This is a genomic window from Rhizobium herbae, from assembly GCF_019511375.1.
In the GTDB taxonomy this organism is placed as follows: domain Bacteria; phylum Pseudomonadota; class Alphaproteobacteria; order Rhizobiales; family Rhizobiaceae; genus Pararhizobium; species Pararhizobium herbae_A.
The window spans coordinates 355,491-367,853 of record NZ_JAEUAO010000004.1; the positions used below are offsets into that span (position 1 = coordinate 355,491).

Annotated in this window: 16 protein-coding genes and 1 tRNA gene; 8 read left to right on the plus strand and 9 right to left on the minus strand. The window is 60.5% G+C overall.

The window, feature by feature from the left end:
* Positions 1–14 precede the first annotated feature (14 nt).
* Together JNB71_RS18475 and JNB71_RS18480 are read left to right on the plus strand one after the other, a co-directional pair.
* Entirely contained in the window at positions 15–398 is a 384-nt protein-coding gene (locus JNB71_RS18475; RefSeq protein WP_220373260.1) for a hypothetical protein, read from the plus strand.
* Between the two features lie 13 nt (positions 399–411).
* Complete coding sequence (locus JNB71_RS18480; RefSeq protein ID WP_220373261.1) at positions 412–1,239, plus strand: TrmH family RNA methyltransferase; 828 nt, start codon at positions 412–414, stop codon at positions 1,237–1,239.
* Between the two features lie 6 nt (positions 1,240–1,245).
* Here the strand turns inward: JNB71_RS18480 and JNB71_RS18485 are convergent, their stop codons facing one another.
* A complete protein-coding gene (locus JNB71_RS18485) occupies positions 1,246–2,409 on the minus strand; it encodes a hypothetical protein (protein WP_220373262.1) in 1,164 nt (387 codons plus the stop codon).
* A gap of 155 nt (positions 2,410–2,564) precedes the next feature.
* Complete coding sequence (locus JNB71_RS18490) at positions 2,565–3,155, minus strand: DUF1134 domain-containing protein (protein WP_220373263.1); 591 nt, start codon at positions 3,153–3,155, stop codon at positions 2,565–2,567.
* A gap of 275 nt (positions 3,156–3,430) precedes the next feature.
* Here JNB71_RS18490 and chpT point away from each other — a divergent pair, with 275 nt between their 5' ends.
* Both chpT and JNB71_RS18500 read left to right on the plus strand, forming a co-directional pair.
* Positions 3,431–4,078: a histidine phosphotransferase ChpT gene (gene chpT / locus JNB71_RS18495; RefSeq protein ID WP_220373264.1), complete on the plus strand. Its 648-nt coding sequence runs from the start codon at positions 3,431–3,433 to the stop codon at positions 4,076–4,078.
* A 113-nt stretch (positions 4,079–4,191) separates the two neighbouring features.
* Positions 4,192–4,554 (plus strand): response regulator, encoded by a 363-nt coding sequence (locus JNB71_RS18500; protein ID WP_026203705.1) that lies wholly within the window; start codon positions 4,192–4,194, stop codon positions 4,552–4,554.
* A gap of 216 nt (positions 4,555–4,770) precedes the next feature.
* Here the strand turns inward: JNB71_RS18500 and ctrA are convergent, their stop codons facing one another.
* A complete protein-coding gene (ctrA, locus tag JNB71_RS18505; protein ID WP_018327818.1) occupies positions 4,771–5,469 on the minus strand; it encodes a response regulator transcription factor CtrA in 699 nt (232 codons plus the stop codon).
* A 443-nt stretch (positions 5,470–5,912) separates the two neighbouring features.
* Between ctrA and JNB71_RS18510 the strand changes: the two genes are divergently transcribed.
* Positions 5,913–6,263 (plus strand): flagellar export protein FliJ, encoded by a 351-nt coding sequence (locus JNB71_RS18510; protein WP_220373265.1) that lies wholly within the window; start codon positions 5,913–5,915, stop codon positions 6,261–6,263.
* Between the two features lie 100 nt (positions 6,264–6,363).
* Here the strand turns inward: JNB71_RS18510 and JNB71_RS18515 are convergent, their stop codons facing one another.
* Both JNB71_RS18515 and JNB71_RS18520 read right to left on the minus strand, forming a co-directional pair.
* Positions 6,364–6,645: a GNAT family N-acetyltransferase gene (locus JNB71_RS18515; RefSeq protein WP_220373266.1), complete on the minus strand. Its 282-nt coding sequence runs from the start codon at positions 6,643–6,645 to the stop codon at positions 6,364–6,366.
* Positions 6,646–6,787: 142 nt separating this feature from the next.
* Positions 6,788–7,063, minus strand: coding sequence for a DUF1153 domain-containing protein (locus tag JNB71_RS18520; RefSeq protein WP_018327815.1), 276 nt, complete (start codon positions 7,061–7,063; stop codon positions 6,788–6,790).
* Between the two features lie 504 nt (positions 7,064–7,567).
* Between JNB71_RS18520 and JNB71_RS18525 the strand changes: the two genes are divergently transcribed.
* From JNB71_RS18525 to JNB71_RS18535, 3 genes are all read left to right on the plus strand, one after another.
* Entirely contained in the window at positions 7,568–8,314 is a 747-nt protein-coding gene (locus JNB71_RS18525; RefSeq protein ID WP_220373267.1) for a helix-turn-helix transcriptional regulator, read from the plus strand.
* Between the two features lie 147 nt (positions 8,315–8,461).
* Positions 8,462–9,685 (plus strand): tRNA 2-thiouridine(34) synthase MnmA, encoded by a 1,224-nt coding sequence (gene mnmA / locus JNB71_RS18530; protein ID WP_220373268.1) that lies wholly within the window; start codon positions 8,462–8,464, stop codon positions 9,683–9,685.
* Between the two features lie 160 nt (positions 9,686–9,845).
* Positions 9,846–9,922, plus strand: a tRNA-Met gene (locus JNB71_RS18535).
* A gap of 91 nt (positions 9,923–10,013) precedes the next feature.
* On the opposite strand, the gene JNB71_RS18540 is transcribed toward JNB71_RS18535, so the two are convergent.
* The 4 genes from JNB71_RS18540 to JNB71_RS18555 all read right to left on the minus strand — a co-directional run bounded on the left by JNB71_RS18540 (position 10,014) and on the right by JNB71_RS18555 (position 12,346).
* On the minus strand, positions 10,014–10,277 hold the full coding sequence (locus JNB71_RS18540) for a hypothetical protein (protein ID WP_220373269.1): 264 nt from the start codon (positions 10,275–10,277) through the stop codon (positions 10,014–10,016).
* 149 nt (positions 10,278–10,426) lie between these two features.
* A complete protein-coding gene (locus JNB71_RS18545) occupies positions 10,427–10,822 on the minus strand; it encodes a DUF1236 domain-containing protein (RefSeq protein WP_220373270.1) in 396 nt (131 codons plus the stop codon).
* A 265-nt stretch (positions 10,823–11,087) separates the two neighbouring features.
* The gene (locus tag JNB71_RS18550; protein ID WP_220373271.1) at positions 11,088–11,255 is read right to left on the minus strand and encodes a hypothetical protein; all 168 of its coding nucleotides are present in this window, start codon (positions 11,253–11,255) and stop codon (positions 11,088–11,090) included.
* A gap of 149 nt (positions 11,256–11,404) precedes the next feature.
* Positions 11,405–12,346 carry an AraC family transcriptional regulator gene (locus tag JNB71_RS18555; protein WP_220373272.1) on the minus strand — a complete coding sequence of 314 codons (942 nt, stop codon included), beginning with the start codon at positions 12,344–12,346 and terminating at the stop codon, positions 11,405–11,407.
* Positions 12,347–12,363: the final 17 nt, after the last annotated feature.

Below are 12,363 nucleotides of genomic sequence, written 5' to 3' on the forward strand. Positions count from 1 at the left end.
TGTAAAGGCCAGCCATGTCTACTCAGAAACCAGACGAACAGGAAGAAAAGCCGCTCGATCCGGTGATGGAGAACGTGCGCCGCAAGATGATCCGCCTGCAGCTTGTCTCGGCCGGTGTCATGTTGGTGATGCTTATGGTCGTGCTTGGAGCGATTGTCTACAAGCTAACACGGCTGAGCGACCAGGATGGCCCGCAAACGGCCGCCGTTTCCGTTCCAAGCGACGCCCCCCAGACTGCGGTTGCCGCGCTGCCGGCCGGGTTCGAGGTGTCGAACGTGGCCTTGTCGGGCGGCCAGATCCTGTTCTACGGGGCGGTTGGTGGCGGAGACCGCAAGGCTATCGTGTTCGATATCGCTGCGGGCCGCGTTGTCGCGGATGTGACCGTCAAGCCGAACTGAGCGGGATAGGCTCGTGACGAACGCCCCCGTCCGTATCGACGACCCGGCCGATCCGCGCATCGCCGGCTTCGTCTCGATCAAGGAAAAGGATCTTACCGGGCGGCATGGCCGGTTCATCGCCGAGGGAACCGTCGTGCTGCGCATGCTTGCCGCCGCGCATCGGGCGGAGCGGGGTGTGGCGGCCGAGGCAATCCTGCTGCTCGAAAACCGGGTCAGCGGTGTCAGTGATATTCTCGCTGACTTCCCGGCCGATATTCCCGTCTACGTCGCCGATGCCCCGGTGTTCGATGCCATTGCCGGCTTCAACATGCATCGTGGTGTGATGGCGCTCGGGCGGCGTGACCAAGCACCTCGAATGGATGTCCTGATCGGTGGCCTATCCGCGAAAAGCCTGGTGCTGGCCGCCTGTGGCATCTCCAATCACGACAATATGGGGTCGATGTTCCGCAATGCCGCGGCATTCGGTGCCGACGCGGTGCTGTTGGACGAAACCAGTTGCGATCCCATGTACCGCAAGGCGATCCGCGTGTCCGTCGGTTCGGTCCTGACCGTCCCCTTTGCCCGCGAAGGCTCGGTTACCGCGCTCGTGTCGAGACTGCAGGCGGAGGGATTCTCGATCTGGGGACTGTCGCCGCGCGGGCAAACCGATCTGCGCGACATCGCGCCTTCGCCGCGCACCGCGCTTCTGGTGGGTACGGAAGGCGAGGGGCTGCCGCAGCATATCCTGTCCACGATCCGCACGGCCCGCATTCGCCAGCGACCCGGCCTCGACAGCCTCAACGTCGCGACGGCGACCGGCATTGCGCTGCATCAGGTGGCGATGATCAACGGGTTTATTTGACCGCGTTTATGGCTGTTCGGGCGGCAGCATGTTCTTGACGCGGCGGGCGAGGCTTTTGCCGCTTCGGTCGGTTTGAGCGCCTGCGGGGGTGAGAAGGGCCGGTATCGGCGAGGCCGGGCCCTCCTTTGCCGCCGTCAACACCACCATGGTCGCTGCGATTTCGGCGATTTCTTCCCGCAGGGCGTCGTCGTGAGACGCCGTTCTTGAATTGACCAGTCGTTCCGACAGAGCAGCCGCCCGGTTGCGGGCGGCTTCCTCTGGTGCAGACAGGTCGATCGCGGCACTCGTCGGGCGGGACTGGTCGGCTGTAGCCTTCGCGTCGACGTGCAGACCGCCAGCGGCGGATACTTCTGCCAAAGGCCTTTTATCTTTGCGCACCGGCATCGCCGGGCCGGCAGCGCCGGCATCCCTGATCTTTGCCTTCAAGCGCTCGATTTCCGCTCCTCGGCGCTCCAGGAAGTTATCCTTGTCCGCGTTGGCCGCAATTGCCTTTGCAAGCTTGGCTTCGAACTGGCGGATGCGGGTTTCGTCGCGGGCAAGCCGGACTTCCAGTTCGCGCGCCCTGGCGCTTTCCGCTCTCAGTTCGTTGCGCAGGTTATCACGCTCATCCCTCAACCCGGCAATGCGGCTTTTCAGGTTTTCCGCCTCCGTATCGGAGGTGACGGCGTCGATCTTCAGGTTGTCGAGATCGGCGGTGAAATGATCCAGTTGACGCTGCAAAGTCCTGATGTCGTCTTTTTTCTTGACGTTGTCGCGCTCCAGGTCCGCCAGACTGGCTTTCAGCCGCTCGATCGTCTGCTCCAGTTGGCGGGCGGTGGAGCGCAGGTCGGCCGCCTCGACATTCATGTCGGCAATCTGGGTGTGCAGATCGGCATTCTCGCCGGCGAGGCGCCGGGCGTCTTTCAGCACGGCGTCATTCTGCAGCATCAGGGTAACGGTCTTGTCGCGTTCGCGCTTCAGCACTTGACTGGTGCGGGCATTTTCCGCGGCATAAGCGGCGCGGGCCGCATCCTTCTGTGCCCGCACTTCCTGTGGAGACAGCGGCATCGTTGCCTTCAGCCGATCTTCGGCGAAGCGGACGATGCGCTTGTAAACGGCAGGCGCAGCCAGAAGGCCGAGAATGGCCGCCGTCAGGAAACCGAGCGCAAACAGGAGTGCGAATTCAATCAAGGGCCGGCCATTTCAATTCGAAGCACACGGGATGGTTCTCGTCTCACCAGGTTCGTAAGCGCACCCACACTATCATTTCAAATAGTCGCGGACGCGCCTTTTTTGCAAGACGCGTCCGCTGAACAAATGATGCAAACAATAGCCGCGCCATTACCTCAGAAAGGGTTCCATGTCGGCTGCTCGGTGAGCTTCAAATAGCCGACATTGATGCCCAGCCGTGCGCCGACCCCGGTGCGGATCGGTACCAGCACGATGTTGTCATCGGTCAGCACGGTCATGCCGACGCCTGCGACCACATAGGCCGAGCCGGAGACGCCGCCGAAGCGCTTGTAGAGCGAGGGAACCGCCGGAAGGTTGTAGACCAGCATCATCGCGCGGCTGCCCTGGCCGCCCCAGTCGATGCCGAGCGACGGGCCCTGCCAGAACACGTTGTGCTGTCCGGCATTCTTTGTGTAGAGGTCGCCTTCGCCGTAGGTGAGGCCGGCTACGAAAGCGCCGGAGCCTTCCTGGCCAAGGATGTAGCCGTTCGGCAGGCCGTATTTGGAAAATGCGTTCTCGACCACCTTGGCAAGGCCGCCGGCGGTCGATCCGAAGAAGCCGTGACCGGCGTCGACGATTTCCTGCATGCTGTACTGGTTGCCGTTGGCACTCTGCGCATGCGAAGCGGTCACAAGGCTCAAAGCAGCCGTCAACGTCACGAGTGTGCGCAGGAGGAGGGTTTTCACGGCATTGGCGATCCGTTGCATAGCTTTCTCCGTAACTCGGGAGCGGCCACGCGCGTTCATTTGCGGGCCGTTGTCTTACCCCGGTCCGCCTTGTGGCGGGTCCGGGCTGATTGTCAGCAATTTGAACCGATGATCTTAACAATCGGTTTACCAAATGTGGTGTCTTTATGGTCTTCGCCCTTGACGCTATGTCCGCGCAATCTTCGCGGGCTACACAAGTGCCGGGCAAGCATCGCGCCAGCCGCCAGACCACGCTTATGAGCCGGAAGCCGAAAGACGGCTATTGAGGAAACGATATGGGAAAGAACCCGAACCTGACCTTGACCGGTCCCGATCTCGCAGCGCTACTGTGCAGCCGCGTTTGTCATGACATCATTTCTCCCGTCGGCGCCATCAACAACGGCCTCGAGCTTCTGGACGAGGGTGGAGCGGATGCCGATGCCATGGATTTGATCCGCACCAGCGCGCTCAATGCCTCCGTCCGGCTGAAGTTCGCGCGGCTCGCCTTCGGCGCTTCCGGTTCGGTTGGCGCCTCGATCGATACCGGCGAGGCCGAGAAGGCGGCGAAGGATTTCGCCTCCGTCGAAAAAAAGACCGAAGTCACCTGGACCGGCCCGCGTGTGATCATCGCCAAGAACCGGGTGAAGCTGCTGCTCAATCTTTTCCTCATCGCCTATGGCGCCATTCCGCGCGGCGGCTCGATCGAGGTCGTGCTGGAAAACCCTGAATATGACGCGGTCTTCAAGCTGATCGCCAGGGGCCGGATGATGCGCGTGCCGCCGAAGCTCGTCGAACTTCTGTCCGGCACGCTCGAAGAAGCTGTCGATGCACACACGATCCAGCCCTATTACACGGTCCTGCTTGCCGAGGAGGCAGGCATGGAGATCGCGGTCGATTCGACGCCGGAGGAGATCGTCTTTTCCGCAAGGGTGAACGAAGCCTGAGGATTTCGAAATTAATCGCTTTTTAGCTGCTGCGGTAACAAAATCTTTGCCAAACCCGCCTACGGTTGTTGTGAGGGAATGACTCCCGCTTAAGTATAAAGAAGGAGCTAGAGATGCAACGGTTAATGATTGCCGATGATTCTGACGTCGTACGCAAGGTCGGAAAGCGCATTCTCTCCGGCTTGAATTTCCTGGTCTCCGAGGCCGCCAACGGCCTTGAAGCACTCGTGCGTTGCGAAGCGGAATTGCCGAATATCATCATCGTCGATGCAGCTCTTGATGGCGCGCTGGACCTCATCGCCAATATCCGCAACCTGCCCAACGGCAAGACCGTGCGCATTTATTATTGCGTCGTCGAAGCCGACCTGAAGAAGATGATGGCCGGCAAGCGGGCGGGTGCCGACGACTTCCTCCTGAAGCCCTTCGATCGCAAGATCCTGACCAGCGTTTTCGGCAGCCCTTCGGTTGCCGCCTGAGCAATATCCATTCCATTCCGCCAGCTGAGCCGCTGCCTCGGGTCGCGGCTTTTTTATGTGCGTTTTGGCCGGTTGGGTCGGCGTCTCGACGCATCCCGGTCCAGAAACGGAAAAACCCGCCATTTCCGGCGGGTTCTCACATTCACTTCGGCACGACCAACCACGGCGCCCCGCATATGCGGAATGCGGGCGCCGTCAGCTAATGCTCGGCGAAAATCAGGCGCTTTCGGCGTAATCGCCGTCCGGCTCGCGCAACACATAGCCGCGGCCCCAGACGGTCTCGATATAGTTCGCGCCGCCTGCGGCATTGGCCAGCTTCTTGCGCAGCTTGCAGATGAAGACGTCGATGATCTTCAGTTCCGGCTCGTCCATGCCGCCGTAAAGGTGGTTGAGGAACATTTCCTTGGTAAGGGTGGTGCCCTTGCGGAGCGAGAGAAGCTCCAGCATCTGGTATTCCTTACCCGTCAGGTGAACGCGCTGGCCGCCGACTTCGACAGTCTTGGCATCCAGGTTGACGATGAGCTCGCCGGTCGAGATGACCGACTGCGCATGGCCCTTGGAGCGGCGGACGATCGCATGGATGCGGGCGACGAGTTCGTCCTTGTGGAAAGGCTTGGTCATGTAGTCGTCGGCGCCGAAGCCGAGGCCGCGAACCTTGTCTTCGATGCCGGCCATGCCGGAGAGGATGAGAATCGGCGTCTTGACCTTGGACAGGCGCAGCGTTCTCAAAACCTCGTATCCGGACATATCCGGCAGGTTGAGATCGAGCAGAATGATGTCGTAGTCATAGAGCTTGCCGAGATCGACGCCCTCTTCACCGAGATCGGTGGTGTAAACGTTAAAACTTTCCGACTTGAGCATCAGTTCGATGCTCTGCGCTGTGGCGCTGTCGTCTTCAATCAGTAGAACCCGCATAATTGTCCCCTTTTCCGCCGCCGAAAGGTCGTTGATGGCCCCCTTACGCGATACGGATCCAGTCGTTGCCTGATTTGGAGGCTGCCAGCAAATGGTTAACAAATTCTGATTCACTCTGGCAAGGTGTATCGGAAATGTTAAATATTTTTTGCAGTCCTCTGATTTTCAAGGTGAATCCAGAATGACATCCTTAATGCGCCACATTAAGAAAATCGGCTATCTGACTCATCCGACTCAATCTATGCCGAACATCAAATTTAACATCCGGCATTTACTGACCCTTAAATGATCGTCCCTATGATTAACGATGCCCGTAAACGAAAGGTTACCAGCGGTAGGATTTTGTTAAGATCGCTGGAAATTTTTTCATTTTCCGACACGGCAGGTCGGTTGGACGGGCCATAATCCGGTAACCGGGGTCTCGCATCACGGGAGTATTGCGTATGAAGTCACGTGAGAGCCTTGTTCGCCTGAAGGAATTTCAGGTGAAGGAGAAACAGCGTCAGTTGAACCAGCTTCAAATGATGATGGCCGAATTTGAGCGGATGACCAAGGAATTGGAAAACCAGATCACGTTCGAAGAGAAGAAGTCCGGCATTTTCGATCCTTCGCATTTTGCCTATCCGACGTTTGCCAAGGCTGCCCGGCAGCGGGCCGACAACCTGCAGGTCTCGGTTCGTGAGTTGAAGGTGCAACAGGATGCGGCGGAACTGGCGCTGGAGGAAGTCCAGGCGGAATTCGCCAAGGCGGCCGCGCTCGAAGAGCGCGACAGTGGCGTTCGCATGCGCGCTTAAAGCACTCAGCGCGCAAAAAGGCCCTTCTGACGGACTTGTCTCAAGTTCGTGAGGAGGGCCTTGTGCTTTTTTTGGCGCGTTGCGTCGGGGCGGCGCAGTCCTAGCCCTGGACGACGTCCCGCCATTCGGCGTGGCGCAGCGTCTGGGCGCGCATGAAAGGGCAGAGCGGAATGATCTTCCAGCCGCCTTTGCGGGCCGCCTCGATCGCATGGGCAGCGAGCGCCTGACCGACGCCTTTGCCGCGCAGCGCGTCGGGGACGGCGGTATGATCGATGATGATCAGCTGCGGCGATGACCGGGAATAGGTCATTTCAGCGGTGTGACCTTCAACCGTCACACTGTAGCGGCCGTGCGAGCCGGCTTCCTCAAGTTCGATATTCATGGGCCACCCATCCGGATTGTCTGCTTGTGGATATATGGCATGCCGCGAGCAGAACGCGAAGGGTGGCTGGTAGATGAAAATGCGTCGGGCGGTTGCCGGGTTCATGGCAACCGCCCGAAAATGGTTTCGCTTGGCGAGTCGATTAGTGGCGATACTGCTGGATACGCGTCGTGCGCAGGCCGGCGAGGCCATGGTCGTTGATGGAGGACTGCCAGGACAGGAATTCTTCGACGGTCAGGGTATAACGTTCGCAGGCTTCTTCCAGGCTCAGAAGCCCGCCACGAACGGCGGCGACGACTTCAGCCTTGCGGCGGATGACCCAGCGGCGGGTATTGGCCGGCGGCAGGTCTGCAATCGTCAAGGGGCTGCCATCGGGTCCGATGACATATTTCACGCGGGGTCGTATCATTTCGGTCATTGGACTCTCTACACATACTCAAGACCATATACGTGCAACCTACCTTGCCACATTTAACATTTGCCTAAGCGCACGGTAACAATTTGCTCATTATTTTAGAGGCTTCCGGGGTGTTGCTGCCAATGGACCTGAGATTTGTCCGCCCCTGCGCTTCAGGCCGGTCGGGGACGTGTCCCGCAAGGGCAAATAGTTTTTAACTGCACTCTCTTATCCCTGTTGCAAGCTGATGGAGGCTCTCAACAAGGCGTCCACATGGGAGCCATGCAAATATATCAGTACAGTCTGATAGAAAATCTGGTAGATACACCGCGTTCGATGCTCAGCAATGCGCTCTCAGCATCACATTATTTCCAAGCTCCGGTCTGTTGCTTCGATCGTGTGTTTTCCCGACACTTTCGCAGTCTTGTCGCTGTTTGGCCGACCGTGCTGCTTTAAGAGAAATACCGGGACGAGAATTTTTCTTGACGCGCCGGCGGCCTGGGCCGGCAAGTGGTGATCGAAATTATGAGCGACCATGACAGGCTGGCCTTGCGGAGCGAGGCGTATGCTGATTTCCTTTCCGGCATGAACAGTTCCGCAGTCCAGACGGAATATGAAGTGCTGCACCTGATGCGCCACTGCACGGCGACGTTCGGCTTCAGCCACTTCATGATCACGCGCCTTCCCTCCGGCGAGCAACAGCGCTTTGCCGAGCGTCTTGTGCTGAGCAACTGGCCCTCCGATACGGTACGGCAATATGATGCGGCCACGGTGTTCCACGCCAGCATGCTGGTCGAGTGCCTGCGCCGGACAAAGCTGCCGATTTTCGGTGAAGCCGCCCTCCTCATGAACGCCCAAGGTGAAAAGGGCGTCAATGCGATCGGTACGCTGTTTGCGGGCCCGGCGATGCGCAACGCCTTTGCCGTCCTCATGCATACGACGACCGGCGAGGCTTTTGCCGTCCTCCTTTCCGGTACCCGCGCCGAGCCCGACAGGGCAGAGACCGCGGATCTCTACCTGACCCTGCTGCAGTTGCTCGAAACTCTCGAACGCACCTTCGAGGCCGGGTCCCCGGTGCGCGACAGGCTGTCGGCCCGCGAGATCGAATGCTTGCGCTGGGCGGCGGCCGGCAAGAGCAGCGACGAGATCGCCATCATCCTGGGCATCTCCGTCTACACCGTCTCCAGCTATTTCAAGACCGCGACACGCAAGCTTGATGCCGTCAACCGGATGCAGGCGATTGCCCGCGCCATGCGGATGAAGCTGATCTGAAGCACGCTTTCAACGCTCTCTTGTCCATTGCCTCGCGACTTTCTATATAGCGGGCTTGCGGACAGGCTCGCCGATGCCCGCGTCGCTGCGGCGTTGGCCGTTTGCAGGAAACAGGGTATGGTCGCGCATAAGTGCTAAAACCCGCCGATGGACCGGAATGCCGGATTGGAAGCCGTGAACAGTCTCGATTTTGACCGCAAGCCCGAAGATACGCGCGTCGTCGTTGCCATGTCCGGCGGCGTCGATTCCTCCGTCGTGGCCGGCATCCTGAAGCGCGAGGGCTACGATGTCCTCGGCATCACCCTGCAGCTCTACGATCATGGCGCTGCCGTGCACCGGGCCGGTTCCTGTTGCGCGGGCCAGGATATCGACGACGCGCGCCGCGTCTGCGAAGTCCTCGGCATTCCGCATTACGTGCTCGACTATGAACAGCGCTTTCGCGAGACCGTCATCAATCCCTTTGCGGAAAGCTATGTCGCCGGCGAAACGCCGATCCCCTGCGTCGCATGCAACCAGACGGTCAAGTTTGCCGATCTGCTCGCGACCGCGCGCGAACTTGGCGCCGATGCCCTGGCGACGGGGCATTACATCCGCTCCAGGGCAAATCCTCAAGCCGGCGCGCCCGGCCGCCGCGCGCTCTTCCGGCCGGCCGATGCCGATCGCGACCAGAGCTATTTCCTCTTTGCCACGACGCAGGAGCAGATCGACTATCTGCGTTTCCCGCTCGGCAGCCTTACCAAGGCCGAAACCCGGGCGCTGGCCGAAGAGATGGGCCTGGTCGTCGCCAAGAAGGCCGACAGCCAGGACATCTGTTTCGTACCGCAGGGCAAATATTCCGATATCGTCTCGAAGCTGAAGCCGAATGCCGCCCTGTCGGGCGATATAGTCCATCTCGACGGCCGGGTTCTCGGCAGCCATGAGGGCATCCTGCATTACACCATCGGCCAGCGCCGCGGCATCGGCATCGCCACCGGCGAACCGCTTTATGTGGTGCATCTCGACGCCCGCTCGCGTCGCGTCATCGTCGGCCCGAAGGAAGCGCTGGAGACGCGCCGCGTCTATCTGCGCGACGTCAACTGGCTGGGCGACGGCGATATCCATGAAGTCGCGGCAGGCGGTTTTGCCTGCTTCGCCAAGGTGCGCTCGACGCGCCAGCCGGCACCCGCCATCCTGCACGCCGATGCGGGCGGCATCTCCGTCGAACTCATGGAAGGCGAAGCGGGCGTTGCCCCCGGGCAGGCTTGCGCGCTCTATTCCGGCACCGGCGAGGACGCCCGCGTCTATGGCGGCGGTTTCATCCTGCGCTCCGAACGCGAAGCGGCCGCCGAGGCAGCGTTGAAGGACCTGCTGCGCAGCTCGGCCGCCGCGTGAGCAGGGCGCGGCGCCGGGCCGCGCTTGCTCGGCGTGCACGGCCATTGGAAAACTTCCAATTTTTTAAAACGCCTCCGCTTGACACCGGCATGAACCGCACCTTATAAGCCGCCCCACTGACGGCGACGACAGCGGCCAAGGCCCATGTCAACGTTCCGGCGGCGGGGTAGCTCAGGTGGTTAGAGCAGCGGAATCATAATCCGCGTGTCGGGGGTTCGAGTCCCTCTCCCGCTACCATTTTCATTGTCCGGCCCGACGCATAGTGAGGACTCGCCGAGTGGCGGTCGCCTATTCGTTCGACATGTCGTTGATCGACGCAACCACGTCCTCAATCGTGTGCGAAAAAGTCGGGGTGGATGCGTTGCCGCCTGATCAGCGTCAACGAGCGGTCTGCCTCGATCCTGTAGGTCTCGATGGCCATTCGGCCGGTTTCGTCCATCATCTGATGGGTGAACGTGCTGCCGATCGGGGCTTTCGTCAGCTTCGTGCGCGGCTGGCCGCCGTAGGTGATGCTTCCGGGGATCGGTTCCACCTCCGACGGCGTGCAGGACCCCAGCGCGACGGCGCACGCCAGAATGAGTATCTTCCTCATATCGCTTCCCTCGTCCAAGCTCACTTTATACTTTATCTCGGCCAAATGTCCGGTCCTTTTATCGGCATGTAAAGCGCGGCGAAGGGTCGGGGTTCCTCAAACAAAAGGGCGGACAGCCGTCCGCCCTTTCAATTCGCTTAGCTGCCGCTTTATTGCATGATCTGTACGACCGTATGGGTTCTCGGATCGACGATCACGCGCTGGTTGTTGACCACCGCATAGGAATAGCGGGTGTCTTCCGGAACGGGCATCAGGACGACGTCGCGCGGGATCGGCTTGCCGACCGCCAACGGCTCTTTGATGACCACCGACCGCTGCAGCGGCTGCTGTTCGACATAGGTCACCACCCTCTGCGGCGGCGGGTCGAGAGCGGCGCCGGCCGCCAGGCCGACAACGCCACCGACAGCAGCGCCGACCGGGCCGCCGACGATGGCGCCCGTGACCGCGCCACCGGCAGCACCGGTGATGGCGCCATCCTCAGCGAGCGCAGCGGTGGACATCATGCCGAGAGCGGCAGCGGAGAGGATCAGGATCTTGGTTTTCATGGCTCACTCCTTTCGTTTTGTCATGGCCATGTGGTCCACAATGCGAGAGGAGGGGCGATCGTTCCGAAAAAAGTCATCGCAAATTGTTTCGCGCTGTAAAACCGTGTCAGCCGGGTTTTCGAGCGCAATGGCGGCAAACGGATTGGCGATACGCCTGCAAGGCCGGTCGCGACTGCGCGGTTGCGGGCGTGGAAAATGTGGACTCTGGAGGTTCGCCAATCTACCGGGCAGCGGCAAGGCACCGTGCCGGGATGGGCAACGCGTCTCAGCGGATCATGAAATAGATCACCGCGCCCCAGAACAGCGCGCCAGCCAGTACGGCTGCGGCAAGCGCCTTTATGCGCAGCGTCGGCGAGAGGGGACCTTTCGCGGCTCCCAGCTGCCGATGATCTTCTGCGAACGCCGAATATGCATCTCTTCGGTGACTTGCCATCACATGTTCCTCGCCTCTGTGTGCAAGAATGCTACGGAAATGCCGTAAAGGAAATGGCGTGAGAAAGCCGACAATTTTAACGAGCGCTAAGATCGGCCGATCCTGACCGGCAAGGGCGGGCGCCCAGTTCGCTTCCCGAACGCGGAGGCCTATCCCTCGCTCAGCATTTCCACACCGCCTGTCAGCCGGTCCATCAGGCTGCGGCGGACGCGACCGACATCGCGCCGCGGCGGCTCGCCGTACAGCCGGGCATATTCGCGGCTGAACTGCGACTGGCTCTCAAAACCCACCTGATGGCCGGCCGATCCTGCATCGAGCATCTCTTCCAGCATCAGCCGGCGCGCTTCCTGCAGGCGCAACTGCTTCTGATACTGCATCGGGCTCATGGCGGTGATCGCCTTGAAATGATGGTGCAGCGAGGACACGCTCATGCTGACGCGGCTGGCGAGTTCCTCGATCTTCAGCGGCCGTGCGTAATGCTCCTTCAGCCAGATGCAGGCACGGTTGATCTGGTGCGACTGGCTGTCGGTGACGGCCATCTGGCGCAGGCGACCGCTCTGCGGTCCCGTCAAGAGGCGATAGAGAATCTCCTGCTCGATCAGGGGAAGCAGGACCGCAACGTCGTGCGGCCGGTCCAGCAGCCGCAGCAGTCGCGTGGCGACATCTTCGAGCTCAGGCGTTAGCTCGCTCACCGCCATGCCGCGGGCGGCTGGGATGGAACTGCGATCCGCCTGACCGGCTTGGTCCACGAAACCGGCGATCTTGGTGGTGTCGATCTGGAATGTCATGCTCAGATACGGCTTTTCGACGGTAGCCTCGACGATCTGGGTGGTGACCGGCAGGTCGATCGAGGTGAGCAGGTAGTCGCCGCGGCCATAGCGGTAGATATCGTCGCCGAGCGCCACCTGTTTTGCTCCCTGGACGATCAGCGCCAGGCTCGGCTTGTAGGCACCACAGGCCTTCATGCCCGTTCCTGAACGCCTGTGGACGCTCAAACCTGGGATCGGGGTTTGATGATCGCCGTCTTCCTTGGCGAAACGGGCAATAAGATCAATCAGTTCCTGACTGCGCGGGGTTCTTGAATCTGTCATAATCGAAAGTCTTTCCA

Excerpts from the sequence above, each read along its gene's own strand:
- chpT (WP_220373264.1), top strand. The coding sequence starts at position 3,431 with ATGGGAAAGAACCCGAACCTGACCTTGACCGGTCCCGATCTCGCAGCG.
- ctrA (WP_018327818.1), bottom strand. The coding sequence starts at position 5,469 with ATGCGGGTTCTACTGATTGAAGACGACAGCGCCACAGCGCAGAGCATC.
- JNB71_RS18555 (WP_220373272.1), bottom strand. The coding sequence starts at position 12,346 with ATGACAGATTCAAGAACCCCGCGCAGTCAGGAACTGATTGATCTTATT.
- JNB71_RS18490 (WP_220373263.1), bottom strand. The coding sequence starts at position 3,155 with ATGCAACGGATCGCCAATGCCGTGAAAACCCTCCTCCTGCGCACACTC.
- JNB71_RS18550 (WP_220373271.1), bottom strand. The coding sequence starts at position 11,255 with ATGGCAAGTCACCGAAGAGATGCATATTCGGCGTTCGCAGAAGATCAT.
- JNB71_RS18545 (WP_220373270.1), bottom strand. The coding sequence starts at position 10,822 with ATGAAAACCAAGATCCTGATCCTCTCCGCTGCCGCTCTCGGCATGATG.
- mnmA (WP_220373268.1), top strand. The coding sequence starts at position 8,462 with ATGGACCGGAATGCCGGATTGGAAGCCGTGAACAGTCTCGATTTTGAC.
- JNB71_RS18525 (WP_220373267.1), top strand. The coding sequence starts at position 7,568 with ATGAGCGACCATGACAGGCTGGCCTTGCGGAGCGAGGCGTATGCTGAT.
- JNB71_RS18500 (WP_026203705.1), top strand. The coding sequence starts at position 4,192 with ATGCAACGGTTAATGATTGCCGATGATTCTGACGTCGTACGCAAGGTC.
- JNB71_RS18510 (WP_220373265.1), top strand. The coding sequence starts at position 5,913 with ATGAAGTCACGTGAGAGCCTTGTTCGCCTGAAGGAATTTCAGGTGAAG.
- JNB71_RS18540 (WP_220373269.1), bottom strand. The coding sequence starts at position 10,277 with ATGAGGAAGATACTCATTCTGGCGTGCGCCGTCGCGCTGGGGTCCTGC.
- JNB71_RS18475 (WP_220373260.1), top strand. The coding sequence starts at position 15 with ATGTCTACTCAGAAACCAGACGAACAGGAAGAAAAGCCGCTCGATCCG.
- JNB71_RS18520 (WP_018327815.1), bottom strand. The coding sequence starts at position 7,063 with ATGACCGAAATGATACGACCCCGCGTGAAATATGTCATCGGACCCGAT.
- JNB71_RS18515 (WP_220373266.1), bottom strand. The coding sequence starts at position 6,645 with ATGAATATCGAACTTGAGGAAGCCGGCTCGCACGGCCGCTACAGTGTG.